Annotated in this window: 19 protein-coding genes and 1 pseudogene; 7 read left to right on the plus strand and 13 right to left on the minus strand. The window is 71.5% G+C overall.

What is annotated here, in order from left to right; all coding sequences use genetic code 11:
* Positions 1-485 precede the first annotated feature (485 nt).
* On the plus strand, positions 486-1,712 hold the full coding sequence (gene serB, locus GUY61_RS03585; protein ID WP_166628560.1) for a phosphoserine phosphatase SerB: 1,227 nt from the start codon (positions 486-488) through the stop codon (positions 1,710-1,712).
* Between the two features lie 220 nt (positions 1,713-1,932).
* On the opposite strand, the gene GUY61_RS03590 is transcribed toward serB, so the two are convergent.
* From GUY61_RS03590 to GUY61_RS03600, 4 genes are all read right to left on the minus strand, one after another.
* A complete protein-coding gene (locus GUY61_RS03590; RefSeq protein ID WP_166628561.1) occupies positions 1,933-2,484 on the minus strand; it encodes a histidine phosphatase family protein in 552 nt (183 codons plus the stop codon).
* A 237-nt stretch (positions 2,485-2,721) separates the two neighbouring features.
* Positions 2,722-2,937: a hypothetical protein gene (locus GUY61_RS03595; RefSeq protein ID WP_166628562.1), complete on the minus strand. Its 216-nt coding sequence runs from the start codon at positions 2,935-2,937 to the stop codon at positions 2,722-2,724.
* 240 nt (positions 2,938-3,177) lie between these two features.
* Positions 3,178-3,294: an SGM_5486 family transporter-associated protein gene (locus GUY61_RS41085; protein ID WP_279576758.1), complete on the minus strand. Its 117-nt coding sequence runs from the start codon at positions 3,292-3,294 to the stop codon at positions 3,178-3,180.
* A gap of 16 nt (positions 3,295-3,310) precedes the next feature.
* Positions 3,311-4,702 (minus strand): MFS transporter, encoded by a 1,392-nt coding sequence (locus tag GUY61_RS03600; protein WP_166628563.1) that lies wholly within the window; start codon positions 4,700-4,702, stop codon positions 3,311-3,313.
* Positions 4,703-5,041: 339 nt separating this feature from the next.
* Here GUY61_RS03600 and GUY61_RS03605 point away from each other — a divergent pair, with 339 nt between their 5' ends.
* Complete coding sequence (locus GUY61_RS03605) at positions 5,042-5,749, plus strand: FadR/GntR family transcriptional regulator (RefSeq protein ID WP_166628564.1); 708 nt, start codon at positions 5,042-5,044, stop codon at positions 5,747-5,749.
* Between the two features lie 51 nt (positions 5,750-5,800).
* Here GUY61_RS03605 and GUY61_RS03610 read toward each other — a convergent pair whose 3' ends face one another.
* The 6 genes from GUY61_RS03610 to GUY61_RS39695 form a co-directional block, all read right to left on the minus strand.
* A complete protein-coding gene (locus GUY61_RS03610) occupies positions 5,801-6,184 on the minus strand; it encodes a hypothetical protein (RefSeq protein WP_208105517.1) in 384 nt (127 codons plus the stop codon).
* A gap of 129 nt (positions 6,185-6,313) precedes the next feature.
* A complete protein-coding gene (gene fabI, locus GUY61_RS03615) occupies positions 6,314-7,093 on the minus strand; it encodes an enoyl-ACP reductase FabI (protein ID WP_166628565.1) in 780 nt (259 codons plus the stop codon).
* A gap of 5 nt (positions 7,094-7,098) precedes the next feature.
* A complete protein-coding gene (gene fabG, locus GUY61_RS03620) occupies positions 7,099-7,803 on the minus strand; it encodes a 3-oxoacyl-[acyl-carrier-protein] reductase (RefSeq protein WP_166628566.1) in 705 nt (234 codons plus the stop codon).
* A 271-nt stretch (positions 7,804-8,074) separates the two neighbouring features.
* Positions 8,075-8,527, minus strand: a complete 453-nt coding sequence (locus GUY61_RS03625; protein ID WP_166628567.1) for a type II toxin-antitoxin system VapC family toxin — start codon at positions 8,525-8,527, stop codon at positions 8,075-8,077.
* Positions 8,517-8,756, minus strand: coding sequence for an AbrB/MazE/SpoVT family DNA-binding domain-containing protein (locus GUY61_RS03630; protein ID WP_166628568.1), 240 nt, complete (start codon positions 8,754-8,756; stop codon positions 8,517-8,519). The genes GUY61_RS03625 and GUY61_RS03630 overlap by 11 nt, the downstream gene beginning before the upstream one ends.
* Before the next feature lie 77 nt (positions 8,757-8,833).
* Complete coding sequence (locus tag GUY61_RS39695; RefSeq protein WP_243766163.1) at positions 8,834-9,151, minus strand: hypothetical protein; 318 nt, start codon at positions 9,149-9,151, stop codon at positions 8,834-8,836.
* Between GUY61_RS39695 and GUY61_RS41450 the strand changes: the two genes are divergently transcribed.
* A complete protein-coding gene (locus GUY61_RS41450; protein ID WP_313896497.1) occupies positions 9,150-9,404 on the plus strand; it encodes a hypothetical protein in 255 nt (84 codons plus the stop codon). The two genes, GUY61_RS39695 and GUY61_RS41450, sit on opposite strands and share 2 nt — an antisense overlap.
* On the opposite strand, the pseudogene GUY61_RS41455 reads toward GUY61_RS41450, so the two are convergent.
* From GUY61_RS41455 to GUY61_RS03645, 3 genes and pseudogenes are all read right to left on the minus strand, one after another.
* A pseudogene (locus GUY61_RS41455) lies at positions 9,297-9,716 on the minus strand (hypothetical protein); the annotation flags it as partial. The gene GUY61_RS41450 and the pseudogene GUY61_RS41455 sit on opposite strands and share 108 nt — an antisense overlap.
* A 60-nt stretch (positions 9,717-9,776) precedes the next feature.
* Positions 9,777-10,664, minus strand: coding sequence for an AlpA family transcriptional regulator (locus GUY61_RS03640; protein WP_166628569.1), 888 nt, complete (start codon positions 10,662-10,664; stop codon positions 9,777-9,779).
* A gap of 574 nt (positions 10,665-11,238) precedes the next feature.
* Positions 11,239-11,697 carry an ATP-binding protein gene (locus GUY61_RS03645; protein ID WP_166628570.1) on the minus strand — a complete coding sequence of 153 codons (459 nt, stop codon included), beginning with the start codon at positions 11,695-11,697 and terminating at the stop codon, positions 11,239-11,241.
* On the opposite strand from GUY61_RS03645, the gene GUY61_RS03650 reads away from it, so the two are divergent.
* The 4 genes from GUY61_RS03650 (at position 11,687) to tyrS (ending at position 17,017) form a co-directional block, all read left to right on the plus strand.
* Positions 11,687-12,586, plus strand: coding sequence for a DUF397 domain-containing protein (locus tag GUY61_RS03650; RefSeq protein ID WP_313896490.1), 900 nt, complete (start codon positions 11,687-11,689; stop codon positions 12,584-12,586). The two genes, GUY61_RS03645 and GUY61_RS03650, sit on opposite strands and share 11 nt — an antisense overlap.
* A 163-nt stretch (positions 12,587-12,749) precedes the next feature.
* The gene (locus GUY61_RS03660; RefSeq protein ID WP_166628572.1) at positions 12,750-14,282 is read left to right on the plus strand and encodes a TldD/PmbA family protein; all 1,533 of its coding nucleotides are present in this window, start codon (positions 12,750-12,752) and stop codon (positions 14,280-14,282) included.
* Positions 14,279-15,670, plus strand: a complete 1,392-nt coding sequence (locus GUY61_RS03665) for a metallopeptidase TldD-related protein (protein WP_166628573.1) — start codon at positions 14,279-14,281, stop codon at positions 15,668-15,670. The genes GUY61_RS03660 and GUY61_RS03665 overlap by 4 nt, the downstream gene beginning before the upstream one ends.
* A 78-nt stretch (positions 15,671-15,748) precedes the next feature.
* The gene (gene tyrS, locus GUY61_RS03670; RefSeq protein WP_166628574.1) at positions 15,749-17,017 is read left to right on the plus strand and encodes a tyrosine--tRNA ligase; all 1,269 of its coding nucleotides are present in this window, start codon (positions 15,749-15,751) and stop codon (positions 17,015-17,017) included.
* The last annotated feature ends 61 nt before the right edge of the window (positions 17,018-17,078 follow it).

Consider the following 17,078-nt stretch of genomic DNA (forward strand, 5'->3'; position numbering starts at 1 on the left):
GGACCGGGCCGTACCGGTACGCCGCGCCCGGCCGGCGGGCGGAGACCGGGGCCGCCGCGGGTCCCGGGCACGAGTCGGGGCAGGGCCCAGGGTCGGATTCCGGGCAGAATTCGGGGCGGGAGCCGGGGCGTGCCCGTCCCGACCAGGCGTACGGGCGCGGCCCCTACAGTCCCTCGCCGCAGTACCGGCCCGCGTCCGGGGAGACCAACCCCTACCTGAGGCCACCGGAGCCGCCCGTGTACGGTGCCCCCACGGTCCCGGGGAGGCCCGTCACTCCCCCGCCGCGGCGCGGCCGGCGGCCAGGGCCGCCTCCGCCCCCGGAGCCTCCGCCGCCGCGGCCGCCCGATCCGCCGCAGGGCCGCCACCGGGGTCCGTAACAGCGGGTGTCCGCGCAGTGACCTGCGGTTGTCGGTTCGGCGACGATTGCCCGCCGGGACAGCACCGGTGGGCGGTTTGTCGGCGGAGCCCGATAACGTGGATTCATCATGAACGCACCGCAGACCACTCCAGAAGCCCCGCGCAGCGAGGACGAGCCGACGCTGCTCGTCAAGATCTTCGGCAAGGACCGGCCGGGGATCACCGCCGGTCTGTTCGACACCCTCGCCGCCTACGCGGTGGAGGTCATAGACATCGAGCAGGTCGTGACACGGGGCCGTATCACCCTGTGCGCGCTCGTCACCCCGCCGACGGTGAGCAGTGAGGGCGATCTGCGGGCCACGGTGCACAGCTGGGCCGAGTCGATGCGGCTGCAGGCCGAGATCATCAGCGGCCGGGGCGACAACCGGCCGCGCAGGCTGGGGCGTTCGCATGTGACTCTGCTCGGTCATCCGCTGACCGCCGAGTCGACCGCCGCCATCGCGGCCTGCATCACCGGCACCGGCGGCAATATCGACCGTATCTTCCGGCTCGCCAAGTACCCGGTGACAGCGGTCGAGTTCGCTGTCTCGGGCACGCAGACCGGGGCACTGCGGACCGCGCTGGCGCCCGAGGCGGCGAGGCTGGGTGTCGATGTCGCCGTGGTCTCCGCGGGACTGCACCGGCGGGCGCAGCGGCTCGTCGTCATGGACGTGGACTCGACGCTGATCCAGGACGAGGTCATCGAGCTCTTCGCCGCGCACGCGGGCTGCGAGGAGGAGGTGGCCGAGGTGACGGCGCGGGCTATGCGCGGCGAGCTGGACTTCGAGCAGTCGCTGCACGCGCGGGTGGCACTGCTCGAGGGGCTCGATGCCTCGGTGGTGGAGAAGGTCCGCGCCGAGGTGCGGCTGACCCCGGGCGCCAGGACCCTGATCCGTACGCTGAAGCGGCTGGGCTACCAAGTGGGTGTCGTCTCGGGCGGGTTCACCCAGGTCACGGACGATCTGCGGGAACGTCTCGGGCTGGACTTCGCCTCCGCCAACACCCTGGAGATCGTGGACGGCAAGCTGACCGGTCGTGTCACCGGTGACATCGTCGACCGGGCGGGCAAGGCGCGGCTGCTGCGCCGGTTCGCCGCGGAGGCGGGCGTCCCGCTGGAGCAGACCGTCGCCATCGGCGACGGGGCCAACGACCTCGACATGCTCAACGCGGCGGGGCTGGGTGTCGCGTTCAACGCCAAGCCGGTGGTGCGCGAGGCCGCGCACACGGCCGTCAACTTCCCCTTCCTGGACACGGTTCTCTATCTGCTGGGCATCACCCGCGAAGAGGTCGAGGCCGCCGACAGCCAGGGCGTCTAGCCCGCCCCCGGCCCGCGTCCGGGGGACGGCGGGGGGCTGCCACGGGCCCGAAGGCCCGTGACACGGGGACACAGGTCGTGAGGACGGGATCGGCCCGCTGCCGGTGCGGTCCGGCGGCGTCACGGAGTCACGGAGCGAAGAGACCCGGGGCCGTGACGACACGCGGGGTGAGGGAGTGAGGACGCGCGGCTCCGCGGCGTGGGCGCGAACGGCGAGGTGCTCAGTCGTGCGGCGCCCAGTAGTCCAGCAGGGTGCCCACGCCGTGTTCCACGGACTTCCAGGGGCCGTTGAAGCCGACCACGGCGAAGGCCGAGGTCGGGAACCCGCCCCTGCTCATACGGGCCAGGGCGTCGGGCTCACCGTCGTCGGCCAGGGCATCGGCGAGGGCGTGCATGCCCGGGTTGTGACCGATGAGGATGAGGTCGTCCACGTCCTCCGGTGTCTCGTTGAGCAGCGCGAGGAGGTCTCCCAGCGATGCCTCGTACAGCCGCTCCTCGTACACCGTCCTCGGCCGGTGCGGCATCTCGTGCACAGCGAGCTTCCAGGTCTCGCGGGTCCTGACGGCGGTGGAGCAGAGGGCGAGGTCGGGGACGATCCCGGAGTCTGCGAGCTTCCGGCCGGCGACCGGGGCGTCCTTGCGGCCGCGGTCGGCAAGTGGTCGCTCGTGGTCGGACACCTGTGCCCATTCGGCCTTGGCATGCCGGAGTAGGACGATCCTGCGGGTCATGGAGGATCCGGAGGCTTGCCCCCGGGAAGACACAGCGGCGCTCATGCTCCCCAGCTTCGCACGAAAGCAGCCACGAGGCGCAGGGGGTTGGCGACTGCTTGCCGAGGAGGGTGAACGAGGCCGAATCGGCTCGATCGTGTGATGGCCGGCTCGCAGGCTTGCGGCGTTCCGGGCCGACCGGGGCAGCGTGAGCGTGCGATCCGGGACGCCGGGTGCGGTGTCCGGGGGCGCCCACGGCGATAGCCGGAGGGGGTGACCCGCCGTTCGACCGAGGCGGCGGACTCACGGCGTCGTGAGGATCAGAACCTGGTGGATCTGCTGGACGACATCGCCGAGACGCCCTTCTCCGCCCGCCGCCCGCGCACCGGTGGAGCCGGCCAGCAGCGTCAGCAGAGCGGCGAAGGCGATCGCGGGCAGCACCAGGGCCCACCAGGGCAGCCGGGCCCCGACGCCGCGGGCCGCACCGGACTCGGACCGGGTGCAAGTGGGGACCGGCATGGCCACCGCCTCCGTGGGCTTCGGACAGGGGCTCTCCCTGTCCGCTTCGAATCTACGGAGGACGAGCGCCCCTTCCCATCCGGTGATCCACCCACTTCACCCTGACACTGGCCCCCTAGGGGATGGTGGGGAAAACCCCCGTTCCCGCGGGCGGGACACCGGTCGTGGACACGGCCGCGGCTGCGGCGGCTGCGGTTGGATTGCCGCGGCGTGCGGCCGCGGCGGCGAGGGCTGCGGTTGCTAGGGAGCGAAGATGCTCGCGACGATGCCGATGACCACCGTGATGGCGATCATGGCGCCGAAGACGAGCAGCAGCTTCTTCTGGCCGTTCTGGGGATTCGGATCGAGCACTGGCATGGCGCCAGTGTCCCACTCAGCTCCCGTCCTCCACGAACCGGTCCCTCCCCGCCAGCGTTCCCGCCACGATCTGCGGGACCAGCAGCGCGGTCATCAGCCCGAGCGGTACTCCCCAGCCGCCGCTGTGCTGGTAGAGGACGCCGACGAGCAGGGGGACCGGAACGGCGATCAGGTACCCGGCGCTCTGGACGAACGCGGACAGGCCCGTGACGCCCGCCGCACTCCTCGCGCGCATGCCGATCAGGGTGAGGGCGAGCGGGAACGAGCAGTTGGTGAGGCCGAGGAGGATCGCCCAGAGCCAGGCGCCGCCGGCCGGGGCGAAGTGCAGGCCCGCGTACCCGGCCAGTCCGCAGGCGCCGAGTGCGGCGGCGAGGACTCCCTGGCTGCGCATCCGGGCCGCGACGCTCGGCAGCACGAAGGACAGCGGAACGCCGAAGCCCATGGTGAGGGCGACCAGCACGCCCGCGGTCGAGCCGGGGACACCCGCGTCGCGGAAGATCTGCGGCATCCAGCCCATGGCGACGTACGCCCCGCCGGCCTGGAGGCCGAAGAACACGGCGAGCGCCCACGCGGTGCGGCTGCGGGTGACGCGTACCGGCCGGGCGGATGCGGCCGGTACGCCGGCCGGCCCCGCGGCCGGCTCCGGCGCGGCCCGGTCGCGCAGGTGCGGCAGCCAGAGCAGTACGGCGATCACGGCGGGCACCGCCCAGACGGCGAGCCCGGTGCGCCAGTCGCCGCCCAGGACCCCGGTCACCGGCACGGTGACGGCGGCGGCGAGGGCGGCCCCCAGCCCGAGCGCCATGGAGTACAGGCCGGTCATCGGGCCCACCCGGCGCGGGAAGTAGCGCTTGACGAGGACCGGCATCAGCACATTGCTGAGCGCTATGCCGGCCAGGGCGAGCACGCCGGCGGCGAGGAAGCCGGCGGTGGTGCCGAGGAAGGGCCGCACGGCCGTGCCCGCCGCGATCGCGGCCATGCCCGCGCAGACGACGGCGGCGGGCCCGAAGCGCCGGGCCAGCCGCGGCGCGGCCACCCCGAACAGGGCGAAGCACAGGGTCGGTACGGAGGCGAGCAGCCCGGCGACGGTGCCGCTCATGCCGAGTCCGTCGCGGGCCTCGTCCAGCAGCGCGCCGAGGCTGGTGATGGCCGGCCTGAGGTTGACGGCGGCGAGGACCAGTCCGGCGGGTAGCAGCAGCGTGGCGAGCCCGGCCGGGTCGCGGGCCGGTCCGGGACCATCGGGCCGCCCCGGCACACCGGGAAGGGAAACGGGAACGGGAACCGGTCCGGGCGAGGTGGCGGCGGCCGTGCGGCGCTCGGGGCAGTGCACGGGCGCCGGCTGCCCCGACGGCGGTGCGAGGTCCGGCCCCTGGGTGTGTTCGGCGCGTGGGGACTGCTCGGCGTCGGGCATGCACCCATCATAGAATCATAGGATGAATTACCGTCCAGGGTTCCGTGGCACCGGCCGGCGTCCACTGGTGCCGCGTCGGTCGGGGTTTGCCCGCTGAGGAGCGGCGTCCGGTGCTCGGGGCAGGGGGAGCATCGCAAGGCGGCCGGAAGCCCTCGTAGTGGGCCTGCTCGGGCTTTCGGCCAACGCAGCGTGGGGGTACCTCCCGCGCCCGGAGGGCTGCGGGGGAGTGCCGTGCAGGGCGTCGCGACGGGGCGAACCCTGGCTGACTCGGCACTAGCCTCTGGCTGCCGCCACGGCGGCCCGAGGACCACGAAGGACACGAGGAACACGAGGAGTCCCATGCCGCTGTCCTCCCCCCGCCGTTCCGCGCTCGCCGATCAGGTGATCGCCGCCCTGCGCAACCAGATCACCTCGGGCGAGTGGCCCGTGGGCTCCCGCATTCCCACGGAGCCGGAGCTCGTCGAGCAGCTCGGCGTGGCGCGCAACACGGTGCGGGAGGCGGTGCGCGCGCTGGCGCACAACGGGCTGCTGGACATCCGCCAGGGGTCCGGCACCTATGTCGCGGCGACGAGCGAGCTGGCGGGGGTCATGCAGCGGCGGTTCGCCGGCGCCGACCCCCGGCACGTCGCGGAGCTGCGCTCGGCCCTGGAGGCATCGTCGGCGCGGCTGGCCGCCGAGCGGCGTACGGAGAAGGACCTGGCCCAGCTGGAGGCCCTGCTCAGGCACCGTGAGGAGGCCTGGGAGTCGGGCGACCGCGAGGCCTTCGTGGCCGCCGACTCCGCCTTCCACATGGCGGTCGTGACGGCCTCCCACAACGACGTGATGACGACGCTCTACGCGGATCTGGGCGATGTGCTGCGGGACTGGCTCCGCGAGGACGTGGACCGGGACATGCGGCCCGAGCGGCTGATGGACCACGGGCGCCTGGTCGCGGCGATCCGGGCCGGTGACGCGCGTGCGGCCGGGGCCGGGGCCGCGCGCTACGCGTTCGGATCGTCGGGTTCCTGCGCCCCCGCGCCCGGGGCCTCCGCACCGGACGGCGCGTGACCCGCGGCCGCGTCGCACCGGACCGGCGCGCCTGCGTCAGCCGCGCCACCGTCAGCTGCGCTCGTGGCTGACCCAGACCGCCCGGACCTCCTTCCAGCAGCGGCCCGTCAGCTTCACCGTCCGCGCGGGCCGTGCCATGAGGGGCGCGCTGTCCGCGTCGACGTCCCACCAGCGGTCGCACTCGATGTGCAGCCGCACCCGGTCGGTCGCCGGGTACGGGTTGAAGCAGTGCGCCGTGACGTGGGAGCCGTGGATGCTCGTACGGCACTCCGCACCGAAGGGATCTCTGGTCTGCACGGGGTGCCGCTCGCCGACCACGCCGGGCACGCCGGGCACGGTCGGCGCCGCCAGCGCCGGGACGGCCGCCGAGGGCAGGGCCGCGAGCAGGAACACCCCCGCCAGGGCCTGGGCCACACCACGCGAGCCACGGAACATGACTTCAGCGTGCCTGCGACGCGCCGGTCCCGCGCGGCACGGGACCCGAACGGGCGACGCCCCCGGTCCCTGTGGAGCAAGGGGACCGGAGGCGTCGTCGTACGGCCGGCGGGGGCGAACCCCGGAAGGTCAGGCGCCGATGGCGTGCAGACCGCCGTCCACGTGGACGATCTCGCCCGTCGTCTTCGGGAACCAGTCCGACAGCAGGGCGCAGACGCCGCGCGCGGCCGGCTCCGGGTCGGACAGCTCCCACTTCAGCGGGGAGCGGTCGTCCCAGACCGTCGCCAGGTCCTCGAAGCCGGGGATGGACTTGGCGGCCATGGAGCCGATCGGTCCCGCCGAGACGAGGTTGCAGCGGATGTTCTTCGGACCGAGGTCACGGGCCAGGTAGCGGCTGGTGGACTCCAGGGCCGCCTTGGCGACACCCATCCAGTCGTACTTCGGCCAGGCCACCTGCGCGTCGAAGTCCATGCCCACGACCGACCCACCGCGCTTCTCCAGCAGCGGCAGCAGGGCCATGGTCAGCGACTTCAGCGAGTACGCGGAGACCTCGACGGCCGTCGCGACCGAGGCCCACTCGGTGTTGAGGAAGTTGCCGCCGAGCGCGTCCTGCGGCGCGAAGCCGATGGAGTGGACCACACCGTCGAGGTTGGCGTCCTCGCCGAAGTGCTCGGCCACCTTGGCGGCGAGGGAGTCGAGCTGCTCCTTGTTCTGCACGTCCAGCTCGATGACGGGAGCGGGCTTGGGCAGCCGCTTCGCGATGCGCTCGACGAGCGAGACCCGGCCGAAGCCGGTCAGTACGACGTCCGCGCCCTCTTCCTGGGCGAGTCTGGCGACGTGGAAGGCGATGGACGCCTGGGTGATGACACCCGTCACCAGGATGCGCTTGCCTGCGAGAAGTCCACTCATGGCGATCAGTGACCCATGCCCAATCCGCCGTCGACAGGGATGACGGCTCCGGTGATGTACGAGGCGTCGTCGGAGGCGAGGAAGCGCACCGCCGCGGCAATCTCCTCCGGCCGCGCGTAGCGGCCCAGCGGGACCTGCGCGACGATGCCGGCGCGCTGCTCCTCGGTGAGCACCTTGGTCATGTCGGTGTCGACGAAACCGGGCGCGACGACGTTGAACGTGATGTTGCGGGAGCCCAGCTCGCGTGCGAGCGAGCGGGCGAAGCCGACCAGGCCGGCCTTGGAGGCGGCGTAGTTCGCCTGGCCCGCCGAGCCGAGCAGCCCCACGACGGAGGAGATGAGCACGACCCGGCCCTTCCTGGCCCGGAGCATGCCGCGGTTGGCGCGCTTGACGACGCGGAAGGTTCCGGTGAGGTTGGTGTCGACGACCGTGCTGAAGTCCTCTTCGGACATCCGCATCAGCAACTGGTCCTTGGTGACACCGGCGTTGGCGACGAGGACCTCGACGGGACCGTGTGTCTCCTCGATCTCCTTGTAGGCCTGCTCCACCTGTTCGGGGTCCGTGATGTCGCACTTGACCGCCAGGAAGCCCTCCGGGGGCTCGCCGGAGCGGTATGTGATCGCGACGTTGTCGCCCGCCTCCGCGAAGACGCGGGCAATGGCGAGGCCGATGCCCCGGTTTCCTCCGGTGACGAGAACCGAGCGGCTCAACGGATCACCCTTTCGATAGCGGTCTGGTACTGCGAAAACCTATCGGTCCCCGGACCGATCCGGGCAATCGGCCACCCACAGCACCTGCGCGCCGCGTCTGTCGGGTCCCTACAGAAGGCCGGGTCGCTCGATCAGGAGTGCGCAGGACTCCCGCTTCCCTTCTTGTGCTCTCGCCCCGAAGCGTCCTGCACTCCGGCCCAAACCGCGCCCGCGCGGGGCCGCGCAGGGGCCGTGCCGGGAGGACGGCCCCTGCACCGGTCCACCGGGGCACTCACGGCGGAGCGATGATGTCCAGACGCGGGAAGTACGTGCGGTAGCGCGCCGCGTCCCGGGTGAGCAGCCGGTGCCCGGCGACGGCGGCATGGGCACCGATGTAGAAGTCGGGCAGCGGCGAGCGCTTCTGCCCGCCGTTCGCCCGGTACCGCTTGAACGCCTTGCCCGCCAGGAAGCCGGCCGACCAGGGCAGGGGGTGCCGCTCGTAGTCGTCTCCGAGCATCTCGTCCAGGGCCTCGACCGTGTCGAAACCCACGGAGATCTCCGCGTAGATCAGGGGACTGACCACCAGGACGCCCTCGTCCCTCGCCCGGGCAATCCTGTCGGCAGACCATTCACTCCACGTGGGGTCGCCGGTCACCACGTCGAGGATGACGCGGGAATCGACGAGCACCGAGGCGGGCGACTGCGCCGCGCCGACCAGGCGCGGCCGGGAACGCTCAGTCGCCACGCAGCAACTCCATGATCTCGTCGGTGGACATACCGTCCACGTCCTTGCTCACGCGACTGCTCCGCATCCGGCGGACGAGCCGCTGTCCGGGTGTCTCAGCCCCTTCGACGCGGACGATCCGCAGGACTCCGTCATCCTCTATGACGTCGACCTCGTCGCCCTCGTGAAGGTTGTACTTGGCTCGCAGAGCGGCGGGGATGGTGACCTGCCCCTTGCTGTTGAGGAGCATCTCGACCTCCAGTCCGGCAGGGTATCGCGTGGTAGACGTACCACGTAATACTACCTCGGTCTCCGAGGCGCCTCGTGTCATGCCGTCCCGGAATCACTGCCTCCCGCGATGAGCAGGCGGTAGCCGTAGTCCATGGACTCCCTGGTCAGCAGGTCGGCGTGGCGGCGCTGCCAGGCTCCGGACGCCAGGTCCGCGTGCAGTTTCGCGATCGCCGGTTCGACTACGGACGCCGGAAGCTGGGCGAACGTGGAACTCGCCTGACGGATGACGGGGTCCAGGTAGAACTCCGGGCGTCGCCAGTAAACCGTCGGCGAAGTCGTGCGCGACGGGGAAGGGCAGCACGGTGTGCGCGCCCAGGGCTTCCACCACGGTGGACAGGGGCGTGAAGCGGGCATGTTCGAGCTGCCGGATCTCAGGAAGGTACTCCTCGATCAGCCACAGCTCCGGCAGATGCCGGGGATCCCAGGTGAACACGACCTGCCTGCGGGAGACACGCCGCAGTTCCCCGAGCCCTCGGTGAAGATCGGGCCAATGGTGCACGGTCATCACCGCCATCGCCGCGTCGAACTCGCCGTCCCCGAAGGGCAGGTTCTCCGCACCGGCCGGCACCTTCCGTCGACCGGGGTGCTGGTCCAGCATGGCCTGTGACGGGTCGACCGCGGTGCTGGTCCAGCATGGCCTGTGACGGGTCGACCGCGGTGACGTCTGCGTCGGCCGGCTCGTAGGACCCCGTGCCCGCACCGACGTTGACGACCGTGCGGGGCGCCGACCAGGGCCTCGCGTATGACAGCGGCCAGGCGCGGGTCGGGCCGGCGGACATGTCGGTAGCCGATGCCGATGCGGTCGTACGTCGCCGTCGCCGGGGCTCCCCCGGAAGCAGAAGCGTTCATACGCCGGATCCCACCAAGGCCGATCATCGACCCGGCAAGAGACCCGGCAGTCCTGCACCTGCCGCCTCATCGGCGGCCGCCTCGCCTGCAGCAGCGCGCTCACGGAGGTCCGACGGGTGCGCCGCGGTGTTCAGGACAGCGCGAGAGGCGTCGTCGGCTCCACAGAACCGGAGGCGACCACCAGCAGCAGGTCCCCCACGGTGGCGTTGCCGCTCAGTCCGAGCCGGGACAGCGGAACGGTGCCCGGCAGGGCCCGGGAGGCCACACCCAGCAGATGCAGGACGGTGTCGTCGCCCCGTACGGCGAGCAGGGCCGAGGCGTCGTCGGGTGCGATCTGTTCGAGAACGGCACTCAGCCGGTCCTGGACGACAGCGCACACCACGGACAGCCTGTCGGGCTCGCTGCGGGGCAGTGCCGCCACCGTGCGCATGACCTCGGACCGCCGTAGCGCGTCCTGGAGAACCTGCATCACCGCCGTGCGCTCGCCCTGCCATTCGTCCTGCGCGCAGAGAATTCTGACCATGGGCAGCCCGTCGTCCAGAGCATGCTGCCACTGGGGCAGCATGAGGTCGATCAGCAGTGCTTCCTCCCTGAGTGGCGCGGCCGAGCCGTCCCCGGCGCCGATCCCTTGAAGCCACTGGTTCACCTCGGCCCACCGCCACACGAGGGACCGGCCCACGGCTCCCTCGGGTTCGGGGAACGGCCGGTCGGCGTGACGCGCGCCATCCGCCCACTGCAGGACGTTCTGCCGGCTGCGGCCGGTCCGCTCGGCAATGTCGGCCACCCCCACCAACTCGGGGTCGAGCCGGACGATCCGCAGTCCCGGCAGTGCCCGGCGCAGCCGGGCGACGAGGCGGTGAGCAGCCTCGACAGCGTTCGCCCCGGTTCCTGCCACGTCCAGCAGGTGGCGGTTGCGGTGCCGGGTCAGCAACCCGTCGAACTCGTCGAAGACCACCCCGACGGCGATGTCGTCATCGACGTCGATTCCCTCCACGACAAACAGAAACTCGTACTCCATGGCCCCTCACTCCCCCGGGTCGCAGGCACCCTCCGAACCCCTGCGTCAGAGCCCGCCTCCCCTGTCAGCAGGGTTACCCAGCGGACCCCCGTTGTCAAACGACAACACTCCTTACGGGACACGCCTCGGATCGCCTTCCGGCAACGGACAGAGCGTGGCCCTGCCCGCGATCCTCCGGGCCGCGCGGTCGGCGTTCTGCGGAGTCCCCGGCACGGGAATCGTCAGGCACCGCCCTTCACAGGGGCAGTACAGTCGCCCCCAGTGGCCCTCCTTGCGGAGCGCCCACCCCTGGGCCAGCAGTCTGTCGAGGATCAGCCGGACCTCCTTCTTCGGGTGATCCGCGGCGGACAACTCACGCCCGACCATGCATGCCCTCCCCAACGGCCGTTCTGACACGAGAAGTTGACCGTCAGCCTCCCGTGCCGCACGACACTACCCCTGAAGTACGACATTCGACGAAACCGCACGTCAACATGGCAACCGGGATCAGTTCGGCCATACCGGCCCGCCTGGAGGTCCATCCGTACACACGCCCCACGCCCGGGGTGTCCCGGGATCACGGCACAGCCGGCGGTCAGCGGGCGAGGTGGCAGCGGATCTGCTTGCCGATGGCCGACCTGCGGATCTGCCAGCCGGGAGCGAGCAGGTCCAGCAGAGCCAGCCCCCACCCGGACTCCGCTTCCGCACTGTCCGGCGCGACGGCGCGGCGCCGGGGCAGCAGCACCGGGTCCGGGTCGTGGACGTTCACGGCGACCCCGAAGGCCGTGGCGTACACCTCCACGACCAGCGGCACGTGATCCCCCAGCGCACGGACCGAGTTGCCCGCCAGCTCCGAGACCACGAGCTGCGCACTCTCGGCGGCGTCCGCATCCACGTCGTACTCCGCGAGTACCTCGGCAGTCAGCGCGCGTACCGAACGGAAGGAGCGCACGGAGGCACTGAGGTGCGCGGCGAAGCCCTGGTTGCGGCGGCGGACCGCCAATGCCCACATCCGGCCGGCCGAGGTGTCACCTCTCCTGAAGGTGTACGGCATCGACGATCCCGAGGTGATCTCCGCTCTGGAAGGACTGGCCAAGGACGCCCGCAAACAGGGGTGGTGGCAGACCTACAGCGACATCGTCTCGCCGGCTTACGCGGACTACATCTCGCTGGAGTCCGATGCCGAGAGTGTCCGCGAGTTCGCCCCGCTCCTGGTGCCCGGCCTGCTGCAGACTGCCGCGTACGCGCGCGAGACCATCGCCGCCAACGCCATCACCCGTACACCCGCGGAGGTAGCCGCGCTCACAGAGGTCCGTCGGGCCCGCCAGGCTGTCCTGACCACCCCCGAACGGCCCCTCAAGCTGTGGGCCGTCGTTCACGAGGCCGTGCTGCATCAGCGCTTTGCCGTTCGTCCGGAAACCATGCGCGACCAGCTCCAACGCCTGCTCGACGTATCCCATTTGCCGAACGTGACCATTCAGGTCATGCCTCTCGACGCCACCCCTCACCCCGGAAGTGTTGGCGGTTTCAGCCTCGTTGGCTTCCCTGGCCCCATGCCGGACGTCGTCCTGCTGGAGAATCTCATCGGATCGTCCTACGTTGAGGGAGTCGACGACGTGCGAACCCTCGCCGATGCCTTCGAACGCATCGTGGCCGCCGCCAATGTCGACCGACGATTCGTTGGCCCTGATCGCCCGCATGGAAGAGAGACAACTCCGGTGAACGACGAGCGCACGGCCGAGCTGTACGCCTACGACCTGTCGGCTGCCGTCTGGCGCAGGGCGTCCGCCAGCGGCGGAGAAGGCAACTGCGTCGAGGTGGCCGACCTCCCCGGGGGCGGCAGGGCCGTGCGGGACTCGAAGCGGCCCGAGGCCGAGCCCCTGCGGTACACGGCGTCCGAGTGGGCGGCGTTCCGGCAGGGCGTGATCTCCGGGGAACTCTGACCCGGTCAGTGTGCTCGTGGCCGCCCGCCGGACGTCCGGGGGCGGCCACAGGCATGTGCGCGCACATCGGGCGGGGGCGGAATGCGATGGCGGCCGGAAAATCGGCACCGCATGATTCACTTCGGACGAGTACACCTCGGTCGGTGAGAAGGGGAGGCCGCTCGTGGCCCATGAGGTCGATCAGTCATTCCTGGTACTGCCCATGAGGGCGTTGGCCGACGCGGCGCTGGCCCGGGCGCGGGCACTGGGCGCCGAGCACGCGGACTTCCGCTTCGAGCGGGTGCGCAGCGCGGCCTGGCGGCTGCGCGACGGCAGACCCTCCGGTTCGCACGACACCACCGACCTCGGCTACGCGGTGCGCGTCGTGCACGGCGGCGCCTGGGGTTTCGCTTCCGGGGTGGACCTGACCATGGACGCCGCCGCCAGGGTGGCGGGGCAGGCGGTGGCGATGGCGAAGCTGTCGGCGCGGGTGATCGCGGCGGCGGGCTCCGACGAGAGGGTGGAGCTCGCGGACGAGCCGGTGCACTCGGAGAAGGTGTGGGTGTCCTCGTACGAGATCAATCCCTTCGACGTGCCCGACGAGGAGAAGACGGGGCTGCTGGCCGAGTGGAGCGGGCGGCTGCTCGCGGCGGACGGGGTGGCGCACGTGGACGCCTCGCTGCTGACCGTCCAGGAGAACAAGTTCTACGCGGACACGGCCGGAACGGTCACCACCCAGCAGCGGGTGCGGCTGCATCCCTCCCTGACCGCGGTCGCCGTGGACGAGAAGACCGGCGAGTTCGACTCGATGCGGACGATCGCGCCTCCGGTGGGCCGCGGCTGGGAGTACCTGACGGGCGGCCGCGCGGCCGGCTGGGACTGGGACGCGGAACTGGCCCGGATCCCCGGGCTGCTGGCGGAGAAGATGGCGGCGCCGAGCGTCGAGCCCGGCTCGTACGACCTGGTCGTCGATCCGTCCAACCTGTGGCTGACCATCCACGAGTCGATCGGCCACGCCACGGAGCTCGACCGCGCCCTGGGCTACGAGGCGGCGTACGCGGGAACGTCGTTCGCCACCTTCGACCGGCTGGGCAAGCTGAAGTACGGCTCCGAGATCATGAACGTCACCGGTGACCGTACGGCCGAGCACGGGCTCGCCACCGTCGGCTACGACGACGAGGGCGTCGAGGCGCAGTCCTGGGACCTGGTCAAGGACGGCACGCTGGTGGGCTACCAGCTGGACCGGCGGATCGCGCGGCTGACGGGACTCGGCCGGTCCAACGGCTGCGCGTTCGCCGACTCCCCCGGTCATGTGCCGGTGCAGCGGATGGCGAACGTGTCGCTCCTGCCCGCGCCCGAAGGACCGTCCACGGACGAGCTGATCGCGGGCGTGGAGCACGGCATCTATGTGATCGGCGACCGGTCCTGGTCGATCGACATGCAGCGCTACAACTTCCAGTTCACCGGGCAGCGGTTCTTCCGGATCGAGAACGGGCGGCTCGCGGGTCAGCTGAAGGACGTGGCGTACCAGGCGACGACGACGGACTTCTGGGGCTCGATGGCGGCGGTCGGCGGCCCCCAGACGTATGTCCTCGGCGGCGCCTTCAACTGCGGAAAGGCCCAGCCCGGCCAGATCGCGGCGGTCTCCCACGGCTGCCCCTCCGCCCTCTTCCAGGGCGTCAGCATCTTGAACACCACGCAGGAGGCGGGGCGATGACAGTCACGAACAAGCCGCACGAGATCGTCGAGCGGGCTCTCGAGCTGTCCACGGCCGACGGGTGCGTCGTCATCGCGGACGAGCACTCGACCGCGAACCTGCGGTGGGCGGGCAACGCGCTGACGACGAACGGGGTGACCCGCGGCAGGACCCTGACGGTGATCGCGACTGTGGACGGTGCCGAGGGCACCGCCTCCGGCGTGGTGTCCCGCTCGGCGGTGACCGCGGACGACCTGGAGCCGCTGGTGCGGGCCGCCGAGGCGGCCGCGCGCGGCGCCGGCCCCGCCGAGGACGCGCAGCCGCTCGTCACGGGGGTGCCCGCCTCGCCCGCCTTCACGGACGGGCCGGCGGAGACCTCGTCCGCCGTGTTCGCGGACTTCGCCCCGGCGCTCGGCGAGTCGTTCGCGCGGGCGCGGGCCGGCGGGCGTGAGCTGTACGGCTTCGCCAACCACGAGCTGGTGACCAGCTATCTCGGTACGTCGACGGGGCTGCGGCTGCGGCACGACCAGCCCACCGGCACGCTGGAGCTGAACGCCAAGTCCCCGGACCGCACCCGCTCGGCGTGGGCGGGCCGCTCCACGCGGGACTTCAAGGACGTGGACCCGGCGGAGCTGGACGCCGAGCTGGCGGTCAGGCTCGGCTGGGCGGAGCGGCGTGTCGAACTGCCGGCGGGCCGGTACGAGACCCTGCTGCCGCCGAGCGCGGTGGCGGACCTGATGGTGTACCAGATGTGGTCGTCGACCGCCCGGGACGCGGCGGAGGGCCGGACGGTCTTCAGCAGGCCCGGGGGCGGCACGCGGATCGGCGAGAAGCTGGCGGAACTGCCGCTGACGCTGCGCAGCGACCCGAACGAGCCGGGGCTGGAGTCGGCCCCCTTCGTGCTCACCCACTCCTCCGGCGACGACGCCTCCGTCTTCGACAACGGGCTGCCGCTGGCGCCGACGGAGTGGATCGGCCGGGGCGAGCTGACGCGGCTGCTGACCACGCGGCACAGTGCGGCCCTGACCGGGCTGCCCGTGGCGCCTGGCATCGGCAACCTGATCATGGACGGCGGCGACGACCGTTCGCTCCGGGAGATGATCGCGGACACGGAGCGCGGCCTGCTGCTGACCTGTCTGTGGTACATCCGCGAGGTCGATCCGTCGACGCTGCTGCTCACCGGTCTGACCAGGGACGGCGTGTATCTCGTCGAGGGCGGTGAGGTGGTCGGCGAGGTGAACAACTTCCGGTTCAACGAGTCGCCCGTCGACCTGCTCTCCCGGGCGAGTGAGGCGGGGCGTACGGAGAAGGCCCTGCCGCGCGAGTGGAGCGACTGGTTCACGCGGGCGGCGATGCCCGCGCTGCGGGTGCCCGATTTCAATATGAGCTCAGTCAGCCAGGGCGTATAACCTCGTACGCGGGCCGCTCATGTGCGGCCGTCGGCCGCCGTGTGCGGCCCGCGGAAACGATCAAGGAGCTATGAGACCGTGACGGACATCGTCGACGAGCTGAAGTGGCGTGGGCTGATCGCCCTCTCCACGGACGAGGACGCATTGCGCAAGGCGTTCGCGGACGGTCCTGTCACGTTCTATTGCGGCTTCGACCCGACCGCGCCCAGCCTTCACCTCGGCAATCTGGTGCAGATCCTCACCATGCGGCGGATCCAGCAGGCGGGCAACCGCCCGCTGGGTCTGGTCGGCGGCGCCACCGGCCTGATCGGCGACCCGAAGCCGACCGCCGAGCGGACGCTCAACGACCCGGAGGTGGTGGCCGGCTGGGTGGAGCGGCTGCGCGGGCAGGTCGAGCGGTTCCTGGACTTCGAGGGGCCCGACGCGGCGACGATGGTCAACAACCTGGACTGGACGTCCGGGCTGTCGGCGATCGGGTTCCTGCGGGACGTCGGCAAGCACTTCCGGGTCAACAAGATGATCGCCAAGGAGGCCGTCGCGCGGCGGCTCAACTCCGACGCCGGAATCAGCTACACCGAGTTCAGCTACCAGATCCTGCAGGGCATGGACTTCCTGGAGCTGTACCGGCGGTACGGCTGCACGCTGCAGACCGGCGGCAGCGACCAGTGGGGCAACCTCACGGCGGGAGCCGACCTGATCCACAAGGTCGAGCCGCACGCCGCGGTGCACGCCCTGGCCACTCCGCTGATCACCAAGGCGGACGGTACGAAGTTCGGCAAGACGGAGAGCGGCACGGTCTGGCTCGACCCCGAGCTGACGACGCCCTACGCCTTCTACCAGTTCTGGCTGAACGCCGACGACCGGGACGTCCCGGCCTTCCTGCGGATCTTCTCCTTCAAGTCGCGCGAGGAGATCGAGGAGCTGGAGCGGCAGACCGCGGAGCGGCCGCAGGCGCGGGCGGCGCAGCGTGCGCTGGCCGAGGAGCTGACGACGCTGGTGCACGGCGCCGGTCAGTGCGCGGCGGTCGTCGCGGCGTCCCGGGCGCTGTTCGGGCAGGGGGAGCTCGGCGAGCTGGACGAGGCGACGCTGGGTGCGGCGCTGTCGGAGCTGCCGCGGGCCGAGGTCGGTGCGCTGGGGCCGGTGACGGACCTGTTCGCCGAGGTCGGTCTGGCACCGAGCAAGTCGGCGGCCCGCCGGACGGTGAAGGAGGGCGGGGCGTACGTGAACAACGTCAAGGTGACCGCCGAGGACGCCGTCGCCACGGCGGAGGAACTGCTGCACGGCCGCTGGCTGGTGCTGCGGCGCGGCAAGAAGAACCTGGCGGCCGTCGAGGTCGTCCAGGGCTGAGCAAGCGGTGGCGGCGCCGCGGCCGGGAGGGTTCCGGCCGCGGCGCCGTCGTGTGTCACGG

Source organism: Streptomyces sp. GC420, from assembly GCF_009916105.1.
Classification (GTDB): domain Bacteria; phylum Actinomycetota; class Actinomycetes; order Streptomycetales; family Streptomycetaceae; genus Streptomyces.

Bases quoted from the DNA above. Each gene is read 5' to 3' on its own strand.
- serB (WP_166628560.1), top strand. From the start codon at position 486: ATGAACGCACCGCAGACCACTCCAGAAGCCCCGCGCAGCGAGGACGAG.
- GUY61_RS03590 (WP_166628561.1), bottom strand. From the start codon at position 2,484: ATGAGCGCCGCTGTGTCTTCCCGGGGGCAAGCCTCCGGATCCTCCATG.
- GUY61_RS03595 (WP_166628562.1), bottom strand. From the start codon at position 2,937: ATGCCGGTCCCCACTTGCACCCGGTCCGAGTCCGGTGCGGCCCGCGGC.
- GUY61_RS41085 (WP_279576758.1), bottom strand. From the start codon at position 3,294: ATGCCAGTGCTCGATCCGAATCCCCAGAACGGCCAGAAGAAGCTGCTG.
- GUY61_RS03600 (WP_166628563.1), bottom strand. From the start codon at position 4,702: ATGCCCGACGCCGAGCAGTCCCCACGCGCCGAACACACCCAGGGGCCG.
- GUY61_RS03605 (WP_166628564.1), top strand. From the start codon at position 5,042: ATGCCGCTGTCCTCCCCCCGCCGTTCCGCGCTCGCCGATCAGGTGATC.
- GUY61_RS03610 (WP_208105517.1), bottom strand. From the start codon at position 6,184: ATGTTCCGTGGCTCGCGTGGTGTGGCCCAGGCCCTGGCGGGGGTGTTC.
- fabI (WP_166628565.1), bottom strand. From the start codon at position 7,093: ATGAGTGGACTTCTCGCAGGCAAGCGCATCCTGGTGACGGGTGTCATC.
- GUY61_RS03630 (WP_166628568.1), bottom strand. From the start codon at position 8,756: ATGCTCCTCAACAGCAAGGGGCAGGTCACCATCCCCGCCGCTCTGCGA.
- GUY61_RS41450 (WP_313896497.1), top strand. From the start codon at position 9,150: ATGTTCGAGCTGCCGGATCTCAGGAAGGTACTCCTCGATCAGCCACAG.
- GUY61_RS39695 (WP_243766163.1), bottom strand. From the start codon at position 9,151: ATGCCCGCTTCACGCCCCTGTCCACCGTGGTGGAAGCCCTGGGCGCGC.
- GUY61_RS03640 (WP_166628569.1), bottom strand. From the start codon at position 10,664: ATGGAGTACGAGTTTCTGTTTGTCGTGGAGGGAATCGACGTCGATGAC.
- GUY61_RS03645 (WP_166628570.1), bottom strand. From the start codon at position 11,697: ATGCCGTACACCTTCAGGAGAGGTGACACCTCGGCCGGCCGGATGTGG.
- GUY61_RS03665 (WP_166628573.1), top strand. From the start codon at position 14,279: ATGACAGTCACGAACAAGCCGCACGAGATCGTCGAGCGGGCTCTCGAG.